Here is a 19,168-nt window from a genome sequence, read left to right on the forward strand (position 1 = left end):
ATGAAGCGTGCCGCCGAGCGGCTCAGCTCAAGTGTCGCGGGGTGGAGCAGCCCGGTAGCTCGTCAGGCTCATAACCTGAAGGTCACAGGTTCAAATCCTGTCCCCGCAACCATACTTACACAACGCCACACAACACATAGCCCGCGTCCGTCAGGACCGCGGGTCGCTACGCGTTCGACGTGCGCCATAACGCTTCGTCAGCGTGTATATGGCCGCACGCACAAGCCCGGCGATCGGAGGCTCGATGCCTGCCGATCGCCAGACGCACGCCTTATCCCTGCCGCATCGTTTTGACCGCATGATCCGCGGCTCGCGCCGTCAGCGCCATGAAAGTGAGCGACGGGTTGACGCAAGACACCGATGCCATCTGTGCGCCGTCGGTTACATAGAGATTGGCCGCGTCATGCGCCTGGCTCCACCCGTTCAGCACCGACTTGCCGGGGTCCGCCCCCATCCGCGCCCCGCCCATTTCGTGGATCGCGTCGCCGGGGACGTGCTCGCCCTCGTAACTGGTGACGTTGCGCATGCCTGCCGCCTTGAGCATCGCCTCGCCCTGTTCGCGCGCGTCGCGCATCATGCGCAGCTCGTTCTCACGGAAGCGGACGTCGAAACGCATCAGCGGAACGCCGAACCGGTCGAGCTTGTCGGCCTTCAGCGAGACGCGGTTGTCGGCATAGGGCAGGCATTCGCCGAACGCGCCCATGCTGAACTTCCACGGCGAATAGCGTCGCATGCCCTGTTTCATGCTTGCGCCGAACCCGACCGGGGCGGCGGGATCGCGGCGGGCGCTGCCCTGATAGCCATAGCCGCGCTTGAAACCGACATCCTCGGTCGGGTTCAGGTTGCGGAAGCGGGGGACGTAGACGCCGCCGGGGCGGCGGCCATATTCGATGAATTCCTCCATGCCGGGAATCTCGCCCGACACGCCGACGCGGAAGATATGGTCCATGACATAGCGGCCGAGCGTCCCGCTGGTATCGAAATGGCTGCGCTCGCTGCCCGGCGCGCGTGAATTCATCAGTATCTGCACCGATCCCATCGCCGAGGCGCACAGGAACACCAGATTGGCACTGACGGTCTGCGCCTGTCCGGTCTTGGCATCGATATAGCGCACGCCGGTCACGCGCTTGTGTGCCGCGTCATAGTCGAGGCTGGTGACGACCGCGTCGGACTGGAGCGTCAGCCGACCGGTCGCGCGCGCGGCGGGCAGCGTCACCGCCTGTGTCGAGAAATAGGCGCCGAACGAACAGCCATTGCCGCACTGGTTGCGGAACTGGCATTTCGTGCGGTTCTGGTCGGGCTTGTCCTCGGTCATGTTGGACAGGCGGGTGTTGATGAGCTTGCGTCCCGGAAACCCGCTTTCCAGCCGGCCCTTGAGCCATTTCTCGGCGACGTTCATCGGCATCGCCGGCTGGAATTCGCTGTCGGGCAGATAGGGCAGATTCTCGCGCGATCCCGAGACGCCGATGTATTTTTCGACATAGCTGTACCATGGGGCGACATCGTCATAGCCGATCGGCCATGTGCCATCGACGCCCTCGCGCTGGTTCGCCGCGAAATCGTCGGCGCTCCAGCGGAACGTCCAGCGGCCCCAGATCAGCGACTTGCCACCGACCGCGCCGGGGCGGATCCAGTAGAATTTGTCGCCCTCGTCGAACGCATAGGGGTTCAGCCGGTCGTTGTTGTAGAAGCCCATGTTGCTCGGGGCGACATAGCCGTGCTTGGCGATGAAATAATCGCTCTCGATCAGCGGCTGCGGCATGATGTTGCGCGCGGGCACCTCATAGGCGGGCTTGCCGTCATAGGGATAGTCCTCGCCATGCTCGACCATCTTGCCACGGTCGAGCATCAGCACGCGCAGGCCCTTTTCGGTCAGTTCCTTGGCGGCGAACCCGCCGCTGACGCCGGAGCCGATGACGATCGCGTCGAAACGGTTGGTCGCTGCCATGATGGATCCTCAGTACCGGAGGCTACGCAAAGTGCGGAAGCTGGTGGTGATGTCGGGGAGATAGGGGGCGGGTGCTTGGTCGTTCTCGACATAGAAATGGCGAACGCCGGCGCTGCCTTTCAGCGCGAACAGCCGGGCGAAGTCGGTACGGCCCGCCCCCACCGCGGTCATGCTGCGATCGGCGCGCATGTCCTTGACGTGATAGCCGTAGATGCGCGACCCCAGCCGCTCGATCAACGCCGCCGGGTCCTCGCCGGCGAAGGCGACCCAGTAGAGATCGAGTTCGACCTTCACCAGCGCCGGGTCGGTCCGCGTCAGCAATTGTTCGTACAGGCTGACGCCGCCGGGGCGGACGGTGAATTCGAAATCATGGTTGTGATAGGCGAAGCCGAGGCCGGCACGGCGCAACTGTTCGCCGAAGCGGTTGAAATTGGGCAGCGCCGCCTGCCAGCCCGCCTCGGTGCGATGCTCGTCGGTCATATAGGGCAGGACGATCGTGTCCGCGCCCAACGCCTTGGCCATCGCCACCGACTTGTCGAAATTGCCCAGCAGCGCGTCATAGCCGACATGGATCGACGGCGCGCGCAGCCCCAGCCGGTCCATCGTCCGGCGCAGCAGACCATGGTCCATGGCGTCGTACCCGCCACCGCCATATTCGACCTCGCGGTAGCCGATCTTCGCGACCGATCGCAGCGTGGCGACCGGGTCCTTCTGGAACAGTTCGCGCACCGTATAGAGTTGCAGGCCGATCGGCCCCAGCCGTGCGGCGAAGGCTGGCGTTCCGGCAAGGGTCAGCGCGGCGCAACCGCCGGCGCCGGCCAGCATATGGCGACGGGAAAGGATCATGCGCTGTAGACCTTGTTGACCTGGGCATAGGGGAAGGCACCGTTATATTCGCCCGGCACCGGCAGATATTCGCGTTCCTGCGTCATTCCGATTTCCGACGTGTAATAGCCGGTGATGACGAGCTGGCGGAAATTCTCGAAGAAGCGCCCGTCGTCGCCCAGCGCCTTGTTCATCGCCAGCGTCAGCAGCGCGTCCTGCTGCGCCGGCGTCGCCTTCACCGCCGATACCTTGTAGTCGGCGATGCTGCGCGCCTCGACGGCATTCAGCCCGGCGAGGATCGGTGCCTTGTCCTCCGGCTTGGCCCAGTCGGCCAACAGCTTTTCGATGAACGCCGGCACACCGGCGGCGATCGCGCCGGGGGTGTCGGTGGTCGGGATCACCCGTTCGCTAAGCGCGGTCATCAACGCGCGTTGGGGGGCGGTGAACACGGCAACGCTCGGCGGACCGTCGCTGATGACTGGTAGCGCCGCCGTGCCGCGCACCGCGCTGACCGCCTGCGCCGCGCGGGCGATCGGCGCGAACATGGCGGTGCCGAACATGGCGGTGATCCCGGCAAGGGCATGTCTGCGATCGATCATCGGGCCTTCTCCGGCAGGTCCTGCGCGATCGCCTCGGCACCAAGCGGACGGACCCAGATGTTGCGGAACGACACCGGCGAATCATGATCCTGCAACCGGATCGGCGCGGTATCGGCATGGGCGGTGTAGCGCGCGACCTGCCGCCACGCGGTTTCGCCCAGCATCGCCTGATGGTTCTGCACCAGCACGCCGTTCAGAAACGCGGTGACATAGGCCGGGCGGACGAGCGTGCCGTCGGCCGCGAAGCGGGGCCGTTCGAACACGACGTCATAGCTCTGCCATTCGCCGGGCGCCCGCGCCGCATTCACCAGCGGCGGCTTCCAGCCATAGACCGCGCCGATCGTGCCATCGGCATAGGTCGGGTTGCGCCAGCCATCGAGGATCTGCACCTCGTACCGGTCCATGAACCAGATGCCGCTGTTGCCGCGATCCTGCGACGTCTTTGTCGGCGGGTTGGGCGAGCGGAACTCCAGATGAAGCTGAACGTCGCCGAACCCCTGCTTCGTACGCAGGTTGTTCTCGCCGCCGCTGGTCGCCCGCGCGGGGATGGTCAGCGCACCGCCCGCGACCGGCCACATCGATCGTTCCGCCACCCATGCGGCGGTCGAGCGCCCGTCGAACAGCATGACGGCATCGGCCGGCGCGCCGCCCGGCGTCGCAGCGGGAACGACGACCGTCGGGGCAGGGCGGTCGGCGTCGTGAACGCGCCACTTGCCATCGGGCAGCGTCGGCGTATCGCGGAACCCCGGCTTGTCCTGCGCCCCGGCGGGAGCAATCACCAGCGCCGAGGCGATCAGCGCTGCGGTACGGATCGTCATGCACCTTCTCCTGCGGCGACGTCGATCGCGCGATAGGCGGCGATCAGCCGTTCCTCACCCGCGCGGCCCTTCACCGAATTGCCGTGTTCCATGCCGATCACCCCGGCATAGCGCTTGTTCTTCAGCCAGCGGACGATGGTGGCATAGTTGATTTCGCCGGTGCCGGGTTCGTTGCGTCCCGGATTGTCGCCGAACTGGATATAGCCGATCTCGTTCCAGCAGATCGCCAGCGTCGGGATCAGATTCCCCGACTGGATCTGTTCATGGTACAGGTCAGCCAGCACCTTGACCGCCGGGCTGTTCACCCCGCGCGCGACGGCATAGCCTTGCGCGATCGTCTGCATGTAGACGCCGGGATGGTTCGTGCGGGTGTTGAGCGGCTCCATCACCATCGCCGCGCCGGTCGGCGCGATGATCTCGGCGGCACGGCGCATCACGTCGATCACCCGCGCGGTCTGAATATCGATCGGCAGCTTCGGGTCGAGGAAACCGGTGACGATGGTCATCCGGTCGGCGTTCAGCCGCTTCGCAACCTCGATCGAGGCACGAAGATCGGCGAGGAAGCCGTCGCGCTCGCTATCGTCGTTGCCGCCGAGCAGGGGGCGCGACTGCGACCATTTCGGCATGCTGGCGACGAACACGCCCATCTTCATGCCACGGCTCGACAGCGCTTTCGCCATTGCCTCCTGTTCGGCGACGGGGCGGGTCGCCGCCTCATTGTCCTCCCATGCGGTAAAGCCCTGGTCGGCGGCATAGGCGATCTGTTCGATCCGCCCGCCACGACTGGCGAAGCTGCCCTCGTGCGGTGCGAAATGCAGGCCGAACTTCGCTGCGTTCGATGCGGCCGGGCGCTGCGCGGCGAGCACGCCCGAGGCGGCGGTAACGGCCGCGCCACCGGCGAGGACGGTGCGACGCGACAGGGTCATTTCGCGACCTTGAGATAGGCGATGATCGCCGCGCGCTTGGCGGGATCGGGCGTGGCGATCGGCATCCGCGTGCCCGGCACCTTCTTGGCCGGGGCCGCCAGATACTCGTTCAGCGTCTTTTCGTCCCAGCGCAGGTTCGCCTTCTTCATCGCCGGCGAATAGTTGAAGCCGGCCACGCTCGCCGCCGCGCGTCCGACGACGCCGTTGAGGTTGGGGCCGATGCCGTTCCTGCCGCCGGCGTTCACCGTATGACAGGCGCGACAGGCGGCGAAGGCGGGCGGTGCCGCCGGGGCGGGGGCGATCTGCGCCAGCGCCATGCCGCCTAGCGTCACCGCGACCACCGCGCCCGCCGTTCCCGCGATCCATCGAATCATGCCGTCTCTCCCATGTCGATCCGCGTCCATTTGTCGGCGCCCGCCGCACTCGCGACCATCGCCTCGATAAAGGCCATCGTTCGCAGGCCGTCGCCAACTCCCGGAATAGCCGGTTCCTCGTCGCCACGGATCATTGCCGCAAACCCGCGATACAGGTTGGCGAACGCCTCGATATACCCCTCGGGATGACCCGCCGGTGTACGAAGCAGCGCCGCCGCTTGCGCGTCCATCCCCGGTCCGCCTGCGCGAACGATCTCCGCCGGCCGGTCGAGCCAGCGCAGGGTCAGCGTGTTCGGCTCCATCTGCGACCATTCCAGACCACCGAGCGATCCGTGGACGCGCAGCCGGAGGCCATTCTCCTCGCCCGCCGCGACCTGGCTCGCGACCAGCGTGCCGCGCGCGCCATTGTCGAACCGGAGCAGCGCGCCGACATCGTCGTCGAGCCGCCGCCCGGCGACATGGGTCGCCAGATCGGCCGACACCGCCGCGACCGGCAAGCCCGACACCTGTTCCGCCAGATGAAACGCATGGGTGCCAATATCGCCGAGACACCCGCCGATCCCGGCCTTGGCCGGATCGGTGCGCCATGCCGCCTGCTTGTTGCCATCGGCATCGATCGGCGCGCTCAGCCAGCCTTGCAGATATTCGACCTGCACCCGGCGAATCTCGCCCAGGTCGCCCCGCGCGATCCGCGCCCGCGCCTCCGCGACCAGCGCATAGCCGCTGTAGGTGAAGGCGAGCGCGAAGTGCCGCCCGTTCGCCTTCGCCGCAGCGGCGATCGCGCGTGCTTCCTCGACGCTCATCGCCATCGGCTTTTCGCAAAAGACGTGGAAGCCCGCCTCCAGCGCGGCGATCGCCATCGGTGCATGAAGGTGATTGGGCGTCACGATCGCCAGCGCGTCGATCCGTTCGTCCGCCGGGCGGGAGGCTTCGTCGGCCAGCAACGCCGCCAGATCGTGATGCACCCGCGTTGGGTCGAGCCCCAGCGCCGCGCCCGAACGGTGGCTACGCCCGGCATCGGTGCTGAACGCGCCGCCGACCAGTTCCCAGTCGCCGTCCAATGCCGCCGCCATGCGGTGGACCGCGCCGATGAACGCGCCTTCGCCACCGCCGGCCATCGCCAGACGCAGACGCCGGCTCATTCCGCGGCTCCGTCGGGCGACAGCCCCATCAGCTTGCGGATCGCGCCGCGATCGACGCCGCTCTGCGCGAAATCGTCGAAGGCGTGATCGGTCAGGCGGATCATGTGATCGCGGATGAACGGCGCACCCTCGCGCGCGCCATCCTCGCCGCGCTTGAGCGCGCACTCCCATTCGAGCACCGCCCAGCCGTCATAGCCATATTGCGCCATGCGGCTGAAGATCGCGGAGAAATCAACCTGTCCGTCGCCCAGCGAGCGGAACCGTCCCGCGCGATCGACCCAGTCCTGATAGCCGCCATACACCCCCGACCGTCCGGTCGGGTTGAACTCGGCGTCCTTGACGTGGAAGCAGGCGATCCGGTCATGGTAGCGATCGATGAAGTCGAGATAGTCGAGCTGTTGCAGCACGTAATGCGACGGATCGAACAACAGCCGCGCCGCCGGATGATAATCGACGGCTTTAAGGAACCGCTCCCACGTCGCGCCGTCGTGCAGATCCTCGCCGGGATGCACTTCATAGGCGCAGGCGACGCCATGCTCGGCGAACACGTCGAGGATCGGCCGCCAGCGCCGCGCCAGTTCGGCGAACGCCTCCTCGACCAGCCCTGCCGGCCGTTGCGGCCACGGATAGACATAGGGCCATGCCAGCGCACCGGAGAAGGTCGCATGCGCCTTGAGGCCCAGATTGGCGCTGGCGCGCGCGGCATATTTCACCTGTTCGACCGCCCATGCCTGTCGTTCGGCGGGCTTGCCGTGAACCTCGGGCGGCGCGAAGCCGTCGAACAACGTGTCATAGGCCGGATGCACCGCGACCAACTGTCCTTGCAGATGCGTCGACAATTCGGTCGGCTCGATACCATGGCGGGCGAGGGTGCCGCGCAGGTCGTCGCAATACTCCTTGCTCTCGGCGGCCAGCTTCACGTCGATCAACTGCGGATCGCACGGAATCTGCACCCCGACATAGCCCAGCCCCGCCGCCCATTCGGCAAGGTTCTCCAGCGTGTCGAACGGCGGTTCGCTGCCCTTGAACTGGGCGAGGAAGATGCCCGGACCCTTCATCATGCCATCGCCCCCTTGGTGGTGTCGCGGAAGGTGAACTGGAACAGCACGGCGATGATCGCGGCGGCGATGGCGGGATACCACCAGAGCTGATGCCAGTCGGCGACCGAGGGGGTCGCGGGCAGCGCGGCATAGAGCAGCCCGCCGATCTGCGAGCCGAGCAGCATGCCCACGCCATAGGTGAACAGCGTCAGCATCCCCTGCGCCTGCGCGTTCACGCCCTTGGGACTGGCGATCGTGCCGGTATAGATCGCACCGGCGACGAAGAAGAAGTCGTAGCACACCCCATGCAGCGCGACGCCGAGGTAGACCGCCCACAGCCCGTCGCCGCCATCGCCGATGGCGAATAGCGCATAGCGCAGCGCCCATGCCGCCATACCGACCAGCAGCAGCGGCTTCACCCCGAAGCGGCGATAGAGCAGCGGCATCGAGAACATGAATACCAGCTCGGACATCTGCCCGATCGCCAGCGTGCTCGCGACGTTCGTGATGCCGACCGCGCCGACATAGTTCGAGGCATAGGCATAATACATCGCCAGCGGGATCGAGATCAGCGTCGCACAGGCGATGAAGACGAGGAACGAACGCTGTCGCATCAGCGAGAACGCCTCGACGCAGAATACCTGCCTGAGAAGGCTTCCCCCCTGCGCCTTGTCGGCATCGACCGCCGGCAAACTGAAGCTGTAGAGGCCGAGCGCGATCGAAACGACCGCCGCGACGGTGAAGATTTGCGGACTGGCGGGCAGTCCGGTCCAGTCGATTACGAACCCCGACGCGATCCAGCCGATGGTGCCGAACGCGCGGACGAACGGGAACTTGTCCGTCCGGTCGCCGAAGCTCTTGAGCGCGATCGTGTTCGCGAGACCAACCGTCGGCATGTAGAGGATCATATAGCCCAGCAGCAGCGCGACGAACGTCGCACCGCGTTCGGGCGTGATGAGCGCAGGCATGAGGAACAGCAGCACACCGCCGACCAGATGCAGGATCACCATCAGCATCCGCGGCGAGACATAGCGGACCGCGACCATGCCGAGCAGCAGCGACCCGACAATCGACGCGATCGGTCCCATCGAGAACGCATCGCCGATCAGATTGCCGATGCCGACCGTCTGCATCACCAGTCCGAGCGTGACCTGCCATGCCCCCCAAACGAAGAACTGCATGAACATCAACACGCTCAGCCGCGCGGTCAGGCTGCCGCCCGTCGCGGGGCGCATCGCGTGCGCGCTATCGTCGGCCATGGCCATTCGCCATCCTCTCCTCGTGCAGCTTTGCTGCTTCGTTGGGTCGGAGGCTAGGTCGAACGATTGTCGATGTAAAGCTTTACATCGACAACGTCGCCGAACCGATCCACACAGGCAACATGCCGACGATCATCGATGTCGCGGCCGGTGCGGGTGTTTCGATCGCGACGGTCAGCCGGGTGTTCAGCCAGCCCGACCGGGTGGCCGAACCTACGCGCCGCCGCGTGCTGGCGGTGGTCGACGCGCTCGGCTACGCCCCCAACGTCGCCGCACGATCGCTGCGAACGCTGCGCGCCGCCAAGATCCTGCTGACCGTGCCGGATATCTCCAATCCCTTCTTTGCCAGCGTGATCCGTGGCGTCGAGGAAGCGGCGCGCGATGCCGGCTATACCGTGATCGTCGGCGACACGCGGCACGACCCGGAAATCGAGGACCGCTATGCCGAGATGCTCGCCCGGCGTGAGGTCGACGGGCTGATCTTCCTCGGCCACCGCCTGCCCGCCACGCTCGCTCCGCTGCTGGCACGGAACGGCGCGACCGCGCCGATCGTCAACGGCTGCGAGTATAGCGAGAGCCTGACGGTGCCGAGCGTGCATATCGACAATGCCGCCGCCAGCGCCGAAGCGATCGAGCATCTCGTCGCCCTCGGCCACACCGCGATCGGCATCGTCACCGGTCCCGCCGCCAGCCCGATCAGCCGCGACCGGCTGGCCGGGGCACTGGCGGCGGCGCGGCGGCACGGGCTGGAGGACCAGGCGATCGTGCGCGCGGGCGACTATTCGGCTCGGTCGGGGTATGAACAGGCGGACGAACTGGTGGCGCGGGGCGTGACCGCCATCGCCTGTTTCAGCGACGAGATGGCGTTGGGCGCGATCAGCGCGATTCGCGCCGCCGGCTTGTCCTGTCCGGCCGACGTGTCGGTGACGGGTTTCGACGACCTGCCGTTCGCCTGCTACTTCGATCCGCCGCTCACCACCATCGCCCAGCCCAAGGCGGTCATCGGCGCGCGCGCGTTCGGGCTGCTGATCGGCATCCTGAACGGCGATGTCGCGATCGAACGACAGGTCACGTTGCCGCACGAACTGGTCCTGCGGCACAGCACCGCGCCCGCCCGGTCGGGGGCGGTGTAGCTCGGTTCGTCGCAACCGGCTAACAATTGATCGATGTTCAATTGCGGTTAATTGAACGGTGCCTAATTGCTGCTTCGTGCCCTCGTGATGGGCGCCATGAAGGAGTAAGGACCATGAAACGCACGTCTTTCATCGCCGCCGCTCTCGTCACTGCCACGATCGCCGGCGCGACGCCCGCCGCCGCCTATCCGCTCAAAATCACCGGAGCGAGCATGGCCAGCCCCCGGCTTCAGGCGGATGTGCTGAGCGCCATCGCCGATTATTCCAGCCGCATCGGCGGCTGCCGCATGATCTATTCCGCCGACCGCGCGATCATGCCGCGCAGCTATGTGCCGCGTCAGCCGACCCGGCCGGCGCGCACGCTCGGCGGCCATTTCGAGGTGTGGACGATGAACGTCTGCGCCGCCCGCCAGCGGTTTCAGATTGCGATGTGGCCATCGCCGCGCGGCGGCGCCGATTTCGCCATCACCCCGCTCACCGGCCGCCTGCCGCTGACCGCGCGTTGACGCCCGAACGCTATTCCCTTCATTATCAAGCCTTGAGGAGACTCGTCATGCGAACCCGTCTTGCGGCTACCACAACGATCACCCTGTCGCTCGCCGCCATGGCAGCGACGTTTACCACCCCGGCCTCGGCACAGGACGCCGGCTGGAACGGCCGATATGTCTGGGAAGAGAACGTCGGGCGGCACGGCGGCAACACCCCGGCCGACAGCATCGTCGCGTTCATCACCTATACGCTCGGCGTCGGCCCCGGCAACGGCCCGACCGGCTGCACGCTGAACGGGCAGGGGTTTCAGACCAACAAGCGCATCCGCTGCACCGTCACGCCGCAGGGCAAGTCGATCGTCGTCAAATTCCACGGCTATGGCGCGGACAATATGTTCGACAGTGGCTATCGCCGGGGGCAGGCGCTGTTCACCCTGACGCGCACCCCACGCGGGCTCGTCACCGCGTTGCAGGCGCTCACCGCCTCGGCCAACGCGACGCCGCGCACCGGCAAGCTGTTCTACAAGGCGCTGTAACCGCCATCGGGAGACAGGCGATGGGTATCCTCACGCTATGCGGCGGCTTCATGGCGATGCAGTTCGAGAAGCGGCCCGAAGGCTATCTCTACCGCGTGAACGGCAAGGGGCCGGCGTGGCCGGTGACGCAGCGCGACTATGTCCGCTTCGTCCGCCGCGCCGGGGTCAGCTTCCTGCTGCACGTCGTCGCTCTCTGCCTGTCGATCGTCGCGGCGGCGATGCTGACCTCGTTGGTCTTTCCCCGGGGTGGCGAGGTGGGCGGGATGGTGATGATGGGCGGCTTCCTGCTGCTGATCGGCGTCGCGCTCTATCGCTCGCTGGTCTGGGCGATGCGCGCGCCTGTGCGGGCATTGGCCGGACAGGCGCCGATCGATGCGCCGTCGGCCGCGCCGCCCCCTCCGCGCCGCGCCGCGAAAGCGACTGCCGCTCCGCCGATGACGTGGGGCAAGCGGTTGCTGTTCGTCGGCTATCTCGTCGCGGAAGCGATCGGAGCGATCGTCGCGCTGGTGGTCGTGTCCGGCTGGGCGAGCGGCTGGGGCGATGCCGCCGCCGCGATCGCCGGTCTGGTTGCCGCCATCGCCACGATGTTCGCGATCGACCGGCTATGCAAGCGCCATACCGGTGAGAGCGTGATCGAGTCGCTGCCGTTCCTGCCGTGACGGACCGTCGCTTCGGTGCAGACCCAAGGAGAAACTCCATGGCCTTTTGTACCCGGTGCAGGACCGATCTCCCCGCCGACGCGCGCTTCTGTCCCGCATGCGGAACAGCGGCAGCCGATTCCGTCGCGCCGGCGAAGGTGCAACGTGAAGGGCGGGGCGGGCTGATCCTGCCGGCGATGATCGTCGTCGCGCTCGTCATCATCGGCGTCTTCCTGTGGAGCCAGCGTGACGCAGCCCGCCCGATCGCCGCATCCGAACCGACGCCGGCCACGGACAGACGCGACGTCCAGGCGACCCGAACCACCGTCGCCGCGATCGACACGGCGTTCCGTGACGATCCGGCAGCCGCCAGCGCGCGCTATGACCAGCCGGTCACCGCGACCGGTACGATCGTCTCGGCGACCGGCGGCGCCAGCCCGTCGCTGTCGCTCGAAGGGCGGACCCGGTTCAACTATGTCGTCGCCAATCTCGCCGATCGGGCGGCGCTGCCCGATATGGCACGCGGCGCGACCATCACGTTGAACTGTCGCCGGGCGAGCGCGATCGCCGGTACGACGATCCTCCACGGCTGCACGCCGGACCGATGATCGGCACAGGGCGATGACTCTGCCACGACGCTGGGGCCGGCTGGCGCTGGTCGGGTCGGCACTCCTGCTGCTCGCCGCCCTGCTATGGGGCGGTGCGCGTCCGGTCGGGGAGTCGCTGACCCGCCCCCGCGTCGCCGATCAGGCGAATGCGGTAGCGCGAGGGGCGGCGGCGTTCGAAGGGGCGGGGTTCGGCGGGATCAGCACGGCCGCGCTGTCGCGCAATGCCGTGCCGTGGCGGCTGGTCGCCGCCGCGCTGGTCCTCGACGCGCAAAGCCGCGATCCCGCCGCGCGCATCGATGCGGCGACGCTGGCACGGGTCCTCGCCCGTTTCGGGTTCCTGAACGGTGCCACCGTCGTCAACCGTCCGTCGGGTGTCATGGCAGCCACCACCGCCATGCCGCTCGGGATGACCACCGGCGATGTCGCGCCGGTCGGCGGCAGCGTGGTGCGCGTCGCCAACCTCGGCTGCGCCGCCTGCCACGCCGGCGTCGCCTATCACGCCGACGGCACGCCCGATCCGGCGCGGGCGGTGCTGGGGATGCCCAACACCTCGCTCGATCTCGAAGCCTATACCATGGCGGTGTTCGCCGCGCTGCGCCGCTTCTCCGCCAGCGACCGGCTGCTCCCCGCCGCCGACGCGCTGTTCCCCGACATGAGCCTGCGCGAGCGCGCGACGCTGCGGCTGCTCGTCCTGCCGCTGGTCCGGCGGCGGCTGGCGGCGCTGGGCGACGCGGCGCGGCCGTTGCCCTTTCCCAACGGCACGCCGGGCACCACCAACGGCGTCGCCGCGCTGAAGGCGGCGCTGGGCCTGCCGCTGATCGGCGGCGGGATGGGGGACGTCGGCACCGTCTCGATTCCCGACCTCGGCGACCGGGTGCTGAGGACCCGGTTGCTTGTCGATGGCGCTTACGGCGTGCCGGGCGCGGCGCGGCGCGCGACGACCCGCGCCGACCTGACCCCCGACCATCGCCGGGCGCTGGCGGCGATCACCACCTTCTTCACCGTGCCCAGCATGGGCGTGCATCCCGATGCCGCGCTCGACAGCCTCGGCGATGCGACGGCGGTCGTCGCGTTCCTCGAAACCTATCGTCCGCAGCCGTTTCCGGGCGTAATCGATCCGGCGCAGGCGCGCGCCGGGGCGGCGGTCTATGCCCGGGCGTGCGCCGCCTGCCACGGCGACTATCGGTTGTCGGGGCAGGGCGCACGGCTGGAGGGCTATCCCGACTGGATCGGCGAGGTCGGCACCGATCCGCTGCGCGGCGCCACCTTCGCCAAACCGCTGGCCGATGCGGTCGGCCACACCGCCTATCGCAGCCGGATCGCGGTGACGGCGGGGCAGGGCTATGCCGCGCCGCCGCTGACCGGGCTGTGGGCCTCGGCGCCCTATCTCCACAACGGATCGGTGCCGACGCTCGACGCGCTGCTGTCGCCCGAGCGGCGACCGGCGCGGTTTCAGGTCGGCGGCCATGCGCTCGATTTCGACCGGGTCGGGCTGCGGCTGGGCGCGGACGGCGGCTATCCGCGCGGCTATCGTCCGTTTTCGCAAGGCGTGTGGATCGATACGCGCCAGCCGGGACGCGGCAATGGCGGCCATGATTTCGGTGCCGGTCTGCCGGCGCGCGACAAGGCGTCGCTGATCGCCTTCCTCAAACTGCTGTGATCCTCACACCAGCAGATCGTCGAGTGCCCGGCGCGCGCGGGGCGGGACAGCCGCCCCCGCCGGACGCCGCCCGATTCGAAAGGCGCTGACGACCCGCTCGCCCGCCGGCACGCCGGCCATAGCCGCCACCGTCCGCGCCGCCGCAGGATCGTCGGCGAGCGCCGCCAGCACCGCCGCGCCGAACCCCGCCGCCTCCAGCCGCAACCACAGGCGGTAGAAGTGGCGACCGCTCTCGAACGGCGCTTCACGGGCGGGGCGGTGGAACACCACCAGCCCCGCCGCCGTGGCGATCTTGCTCCCCTCCGCCAGCAGCGGCCGGGCCAGCCCGAACCGGTCGAGCAGCGCGAAGCCCTTGCCCAGCACTACCCCGGCACCGCGCGCCTCGACCGCGCCCATCGCCATTGCCCCGGCATTCAGCCCATCGATCGCCCAGCGCGGATGGCTCCGCCGCAACCGCATCCACGACAGCAGTTCGCGGCGGAACCCGGCATCGCGCAGAAAGTCATAGCTCGCCGCATCATAGACCCGCGCCAGTTCGGTGAGCAGCGCCCGATCGGTCACGACCTTCGCATCCGCCCCGGCCAGCGCCGCCGCCGCGCCACGATCGGCATCTTCCACCGTCGCGAAGCCACCGCGCCACGACCGACGGGCATCGACCGCCCCGGCGAGCGGATCGGCGGCAGCGGCGTCGGACACGAACCGGTAGCCCGCGACCGGCACCAGACCCGGTTCGGCCAAGGGAAGCTCCGCCTCGCGCAGCGCCAGCCCGGCCCGTCCGGCGGCAAGCCGCAACCCTTCCGCCGCCGCGCCAAGGCTGATCCGCGCATCGTTGCCGGTCGGATCGCCGACGCAGAGCCGGGTCGCGACATCCTCGAACAATGCGATCCCGTCGTCCCCGATGCAGCGCCAGCGCGCCGGCTGGACATTGTGGACACTCGGGGCGAGCGCCGCCTCGGCGATCAGCGCGCCACGGTCGATCGTCATCCTGCGACATCCTTGCGGAACAGGTGCAGCCGGTGCAGCGACCGCGCGCCGAGCTTTTCCATCTGTCGCAGACTGGCGGCATTGCCATCGGCGATCCACGTGATGCCGAGCCGTTCATACCCCGCATCCCGCAGCGCGGTGACGGTGCGCGCCAGCATGCCGCCCATCAGCCCCTGTCCGTGATGGTCCTGTACCACCGAATAGAAGATGATGACCGCCCGCCTGCGCCGCAACCGATAGCGCAGATAGTGGAACGGGGTGGTCAGCCCGATCCGTGACCGTGTCGCGGCGAGGAACCCGTTCAGGTCGGGAATGCACACGATCGTGCCGACCGGGCGGTCGTCATGCAGCAATACCGACGACAGCCGGGGGTCGAGAATCGACATCATCTCGCCCGCCTGAAAGCGGAACTCGTCGGCGGTCAGCGGCACGAACATCGGATTGTCGGCGAACCCGTCGTTCAGCACCGCGCGCGCTTCCTCCATCCGCGCGGCGAAGCTCGTCTTTTCGATGGGTGCGAAGCGAAAGCCCCGGTCCGCCGCCGGGACGCGCAGGCCATCAATCCGGGCATCGCGCAGGTCCAGCTCGAAGGTCCGCATCGGGAAGCAGCGGGTGAAGCCATGCGCTTCGAGCAGGCGTGGGACGTGCGGCGGGTTGACGACCATGTCGGTATAGCCGGGCGCGCCATAACCGTCGGTCATCACCCCGCATTGCTGCATCGCCGTCAGGTTGAAGTTGCCGATCAACTCGCGCTGCCCGGCATCGCGCGCGAACGCCTCCGCCGCGCCCAGCAGCACGCCCGCTGCCGCATCATCGTCGGCGCAGTCGAAGAAGCCGAACTGCGCGCGCGCCGTGCCATGGCGCTCGTTCGACTGGCCGTGGACATGGGCGACGATCCGCCCGACCGGTCTGCCGTCGCGATGCGCGGTCCAGAAAGTGAAGCGATTGCCCGCCTGCCACAACGGATTGGCCGCCGGATCGAGCATCCGCCGGATGTCGCTCCTGAGCGGCGAGACATAGCCGTCCTGCGGGCGATAGGCGTGGAACGGCGCGTCGAAGAACGCCTCGCGGTCGCCGGTGCGCAGCTCGATCGTCATGCCGCCCGCTCGATCAGCCGGGCGGCCAGCGCGATCTCATCGTCGAGGCTCCGTCCGGCAAGGCCCCCGGCCGCCACCGCGAGCAGCCGTGGCGGATCGCGCGAGAGGCGGATCAGATGCGTCGCCTGGGTCGCGAGCAGCAGGTCGCACGCCGCATCGCGCGTCTCGGCATCGGCGAGATCGCCCCGCACGACGCGGTGGTCGAGCAGTCGGGCGACGCTCGCCGGGGGATAGGCGGCAAGCGCATCGCCTTCGATGATCCGCGCATGGTCGAGCAGCGGATGCGCCGACAGGATCGCGCCCATGTCGTCCGCGTCGACCCGCGCGAGCGCGGCGGTCAGGCCCGATTCCTGTCCCGCCAGATCGCGCGTCCGCTCGATCAGCAGCAGCAGCGCGGCGAGCGCGCCACCGGCGGCGGTCAGCCGCAGTCCGGTCGGGAGGTCGACGTCGGGCAGCACCACCCGACCGATCGCCACAAGCACGCCGCCCGCGCCGATCGCCACCGCCAGATCGGCGACCAGCCCCAGCGGCGTGCCGCGATCGTCGGCCAGCCGCGACGATCCGAGCACCATCACCAGCGCGGCGATCGCCCCGCCGCGCACCGGCGCGTCGGGCAGCAGCGCGGTGAAATCGGTCAGCGCCAGCGGGATCGTCAGCGCCAGCGCCAGCAGGAAACTGTCGAGCGTCCGCCGCTCGGCGAGCCTAAGGTCGCGGCGCGCTCGCGCCATCTGCGCGATCATCAGCACCAGCATCATCGCCTGAAACCCGGCCAGCGCCAGCAGCGCCGCCGCGCTCCACACCACCCCCAGCGTCACCGCCAGCACCGAAAAGCCTAGGCCACCGCCCAGCGCCAGCAGCTTGACACTCCGCCGGGCATGGCGGCGGCACAGTTCCTCGACCAGCCGGAGTGCTGCGAACGGCAGCCATGCCGCGACGGTCATCAACGCCACGACGACCGGCGTCGCGGGGACGACCGGCGTCAGCAGCCGCAACCCCGCCAGCATCGCGGTGAGCGTATAGAGCGCGCGCAACCGCGCCGCGACCGCCGATCGCGCGGCGGCCACGGCGACCCCCTGCCGCGCGATCAGCAATGCGATCAGTGCGATGCCGAGGATGATCGTATCGATCACGCCATCATCCGCCGCAGGAACCGCCGGACCACGATGCCGCGCACCGCCGCGATCGGAGCGGGCAGCGGACGTTCGATCCGTACCCGGTGCGGATTGAAGAAATACCCGCGATGATCGGTCCCGCCCGGCCGGCCGAGGATCACGCGGATCGCCTCCTCCGCCATCATCGTCCCCGCCATCGTCACCATCGTCGCGAACGAGAATCGCGACCGCTTGCCCGCCGCCACCTCCGCCGCGACGCCAAGGTCGACATGGGCGTGCGACGAACTGTGGGTCAGCACATATTCGATCTCGCGTTGCAGACAGGCGACGCGCATGTCCGCGTCGATCTCGGTCCACGCCACCCCGATCGTCGGATAGCGCAGCCGCACCTCGGGCCGAGCCGCGTCGGGGCGGACCACCGTGACCGACGGTAGCGGCGAGGCATAGGCATCGATCACGGTGCGGCCCCCCGCCTGCGCCCGGCGATACAGATGGGCCCCCGCCGCCGCATCGTCCATCCCGTTGACGATCACGTCGGCCATCGCGACCAACCGGTCGAGCGCGTGCGGCCATTCGCCGCCCAGCACCTCGATTTCCGCCTGCGGGTTGATCCGCAGCGCCCCGTCGCGCGCCGCCGCCGCCTTGCCCATGCCAACGGTGTCGAGCGTCGCGAACAACTGCCGGTTGAGGTTCGACACCTCGAACGTATCAATATCCGCAATCACGAACCGCCCGACCCCGGCGCGCACCAAAGCCATGAACGCCGCGCCGCCCATGCCGCCGACACCGGGGATCAGCACGCACGCCGCGCGCAGCCGCGCCTGCTCCACCTCGCTCACGAAGCCGCGATTGCGCGTGGTCATTTCATCATAGTCGAAGCCGGTCATCGCGCGGGTCTCAATCTGCCAAGGGGCCGGTCGGCGGCAAGCCATTGCAGCAACGGCGCGACCACCGCCTGCACCGCGATGATCGCGCCCTGCACCGCCAGTTGCGGAACGGCATGGCGCGGCACGCTGCGCGACAGGAACCGCCGCGCGGTCGCAAGGTCGATCCGCCCGATCTGCAACACGTCGTCGCCACGGTCGTAATCGAGCCTCTCGGCGCAGAAGCGGTTGTAGCGTTCGTCGCGGTGCTTGGCGGCGATCTCGAAGCGTTTCTTCAGATGATCCGATCCGCCGGTATAGGCGTCGGTGATGACATGGCCGACGGGATCGAACCCGGCCTCCGCCCCCACGCCGAACGCCGCGCGACAGCCGCGCATGATCTGATGCGCCAGATGGCGGTGCGCGAAGCTCGCCCGCGTGTCCGCCTGCGCCGGATAGACGTCGTCGAACGTCTCGGCGACCATGCCGACGACGGCGGGCACCTGGGTCACGCTGCTGATCCATAGCGGGCGCAGCCCGCGCCGGACGAACAGCGCGAAGCAGGTGAGGCCGTACAGTATCCACGACAGCCCGCCGCTGCGCGCCGCCGGATCGACCATCACCAGTCCCAGATGCAGCACCTCCTCGCGCACGCCGCCCCGCTCGACCGGCAGCAGCGGCATGGCGTTGAACGCGACCGGCGCGCCGGTCGAGGCATCACGGATCAGCGTCACCACGCTATGGTCCCATGCCGAACCGTCGGGCGCGAACAGGCCATAGTCGAGCTGCCGCCCGCCGAGACAGGTGGCGACCACGTCACGACATGCCGCCTCCAGCGCGGCGAAGTCGGCGGGCGACAGCGTCCGGCACGGCCGCTCGACGATCTCGACGAGATGCGTCGCGCCGGAGCGGAAGCGCAGGTGCAGGAACCTGCCGGAAAACGCCTGCAACAAGGCTCTCGACCGCATCGTGCCCTCATCCAGCGTCGTGGTCGCGACCGGCGTACCAGTTTTTTGGCGAAGGGTCGCGCCGGGAAAAATCGGCAGGGGTTGCGACGGATCGGCCGCGCCGCTGCGTTGAACGGGAACAAGGATGCTATGAACCCCCTATGCCGAACC

At 68.4% G+C, this 19,168-nt stretch carries 20 protein-coding genes and 1 tRNA gene; 7 read left to right on the plus strand and 14 right to left on the minus strand.

What is annotated here, in order from left to right; genetic code table 11:
* Positions 1–35: 35 nt before the first annotated feature.
* Positions 36–112: transfer RNA gene (locus LRA89_RS11495), tRNA-Met, on the plus strand.
* A gap of 159 nt (positions 113–271) precedes the next feature.
* On the opposite strand, the gene LRA89_RS11500 is transcribed toward LRA89_RS11495, so the two are convergent.
* From LRA89_RS11500 to LRA89_RS11540, 9 genes are read right to left on the minus strand one after another with little or no spacing between them, the layout of a single operon-like run.
* Positions 272–1,948 (minus strand): GMC family oxidoreductase, encoded by a 1,677-nt coding sequence (locus LRA89_RS11500; RefSeq protein WP_230770262.1) that lies wholly within the window; start codon positions 1,946–1,948, stop codon positions 272–274.
* Positions 1,949–1,957: 9 nt separating this feature from the next.
* Positions 1,958–2,794, minus strand: a complete 837-nt coding sequence (locus tag LRA89_RS11505; RefSeq protein WP_230770263.1) for a sugar phosphate isomerase/epimerase family protein — start codon at positions 2,792–2,794, stop codon at positions 1,958–1,960.
* A complete protein-coding gene (locus LRA89_RS11510; protein ID WP_055755250.1) occupies positions 2,791–3,372 on the minus strand; it encodes a gluconate 2-dehydrogenase subunit 3 family protein in 582 nt (193 codons plus the stop codon). Before LRA89_RS11510 ends, LRA89_RS11505 begins: the two co-directional genes overlap by 4 nt.
* Entirely contained in the window at positions 3,369–4,190 is an 822-nt protein-coding gene (locus LRA89_RS11515) for a 3-keto-disaccharide hydrolase (RefSeq protein ID WP_055755251.1), read from the minus strand. Before LRA89_RS11515 ends, LRA89_RS11510 begins: the two co-directional genes overlap by 4 nt.
* A complete protein-coding gene (locus LRA89_RS11520) occupies positions 4,187–5,116 on the minus strand; it encodes a hydroxypyruvate isomerase family protein (RefSeq protein ID WP_055755252.1) in 930 nt (309 codons plus the stop codon). The genes LRA89_RS11515 and LRA89_RS11520 overlap by 4 nt, the downstream gene beginning before the upstream one ends.
* Positions 5,113–5,490, minus strand: coding sequence for a c-type cytochrome (locus tag LRA89_RS11525; RefSeq protein ID WP_230770264.1), 378 nt, complete (start codon positions 5,488–5,490; stop codon positions 5,113–5,115). The genes LRA89_RS11520 and LRA89_RS11525 overlap by 4 nt, the downstream gene beginning before the upstream one ends.
* The gene (locus LRA89_RS11530) at positions 5,487–6,632 is read right to left on the minus strand and encodes a Gfo/Idh/MocA family protein (RefSeq protein ID WP_230770265.1); all 1,146 of its coding nucleotides are present in this window, start codon (positions 6,630–6,632) and stop codon (positions 5,487–5,489) included. Before LRA89_RS11530 ends, LRA89_RS11525 begins: the two co-directional genes overlap by 4 nt.
* A complete protein-coding gene (locus LRA89_RS11535) occupies positions 6,629–7,690 on the minus strand; it encodes a sugar phosphate isomerase/epimerase family protein (protein ID WP_230770819.1) in 1,062 nt (353 codons plus the stop codon). The genes LRA89_RS11530 and LRA89_RS11535 overlap by 4 nt, the downstream gene beginning before the upstream one ends.
* A complete protein-coding gene (locus LRA89_RS11540) occupies positions 7,690–8,931 on the minus strand; it encodes an MFS transporter (protein WP_230770266.1) in 1,242 nt (413 codons plus the stop codon). The genes LRA89_RS11535 and LRA89_RS11540 overlap by 1 nt, the downstream gene beginning before the upstream one ends.
* Positions 8,932–9,053: 122 nt before the next feature.
* On the opposite strand from LRA89_RS11540, the gene LRA89_RS11545 reads away from it, so the two are divergent.
* From LRA89_RS11545 to LRA89_RS20555, 6 genes are all read left to right on the plus strand, one after another.
* Positions 9,054–10,064: a LacI family DNA-binding transcriptional regulator gene (locus tag LRA89_RS11545; RefSeq protein ID WP_230770267.1), complete on the plus strand. Its 1,011-nt coding sequence runs from the start codon at positions 9,054–9,056 to the stop codon at positions 10,062–10,064.
* Positions 10,065–10,177: 113 nt separating this feature from the next.
* Positions 10,178–10,570, plus strand: coding sequence for a hypothetical protein (locus tag LRA89_RS11550; RefSeq protein WP_230770268.1), 393 nt, complete (start codon positions 10,178–10,180; stop codon positions 10,568–10,570).
* Positions 10,571–10,617: 47 nt separating this feature from the next.
* Positions 10,618–11,088, plus strand: coding sequence for a DUF5991 domain-containing protein (locus LRA89_RS11555; protein ID WP_230770269.1), 471 nt, complete (start codon positions 10,618–10,620; stop codon positions 11,086–11,088).
* Between the two features lie 20 nt (positions 11,089–11,108).
* Entirely contained in the window at positions 11,109–11,747 is a 639-nt protein-coding gene (locus tag LRA89_RS11560; protein WP_230770270.1) for a hypothetical protein, read from the plus strand.
* A gap of 38 nt (positions 11,748–11,785) precedes the next feature.
* A complete protein-coding gene (locus LRA89_RS11565) occupies positions 11,786–12,334 on the plus strand; it encodes a zinc ribbon domain-containing protein (RefSeq protein WP_230770271.1) in 549 nt (182 codons plus the stop codon).
* A 13-nt stretch (positions 12,335–12,347) separates the two neighbouring features.
* Positions 12,348–13,994 (plus strand): c-type cytochrome, encoded by a 1,647-nt coding sequence (locus LRA89_RS20555; protein ID WP_329958513.1) that lies wholly within the window; start codon positions 12,348–12,350, stop codon positions 13,992–13,994.
* A gap of 3 nt (positions 13,995–13,997) precedes the next feature.
* Here LRA89_RS20555 and LRA89_RS11575 read toward each other — a convergent pair whose 3' ends face one another.
* The 5 genes from LRA89_RS11575 to LRA89_RS11595 are packed head-to-tail and all read right to left on the minus strand — an operon-like array spanning position 13,998 to position 19,018.
* Complete coding sequence (locus tag LRA89_RS11575; protein ID WP_230770843.1) at positions 13,998–14,978, minus strand: hypothetical protein; 981 nt, start codon at positions 14,976–14,978, stop codon at positions 13,998–14,000.
* Entirely contained in the window at positions 14,975–16,075 is a 1,101-nt protein-coding gene (locus LRA89_RS11580) for a GNAT family N-acetyltransferase (protein ID WP_230770272.1), read from the minus strand. The genes LRA89_RS11575 and LRA89_RS11580 overlap by 4 nt, the downstream gene beginning before the upstream one ends.
* Positions 16,072–17,205, minus strand: coding sequence for a hypothetical protein (locus LRA89_RS11585; RefSeq protein WP_230770273.1), 1,134 nt, complete (start codon positions 17,203–17,205; stop codon positions 16,072–16,074). The genes LRA89_RS11580 and LRA89_RS11585 overlap by 4 nt, the downstream gene beginning before the upstream one ends.
* Positions 17,202–18,074 (minus strand): HesA/MoeB/ThiF family protein, encoded by an 873-nt coding sequence (locus LRA89_RS11590; protein WP_230770274.1) that lies wholly within the window; start codon positions 18,072–18,074, stop codon positions 17,202–17,204. Before LRA89_RS11590 ends, LRA89_RS11585 begins: the two co-directional genes overlap by 4 nt.
* Positions 18,071–19,018, minus strand: a complete 948-nt coding sequence (locus LRA89_RS11595) for a hypothetical protein (RefSeq protein ID WP_230770275.1) — start codon at positions 19,016–19,018, stop codon at positions 18,071–18,073. Before LRA89_RS11595 ends, LRA89_RS11590 begins: the two co-directional genes overlap by 4 nt.
* Positions 19,019–19,168 lie beyond the last annotated feature (150 nt).

Origin of the sequence: Sphingomonas sp. Leaf4 (genome assembly GCF_920939515.1) — a bacterium.
Taxonomy (GTDB): Bacteria; Pseudomonadota; Alphaproteobacteria; order Sphingomonadales; family Sphingomonadaceae; genus Sphingomonas.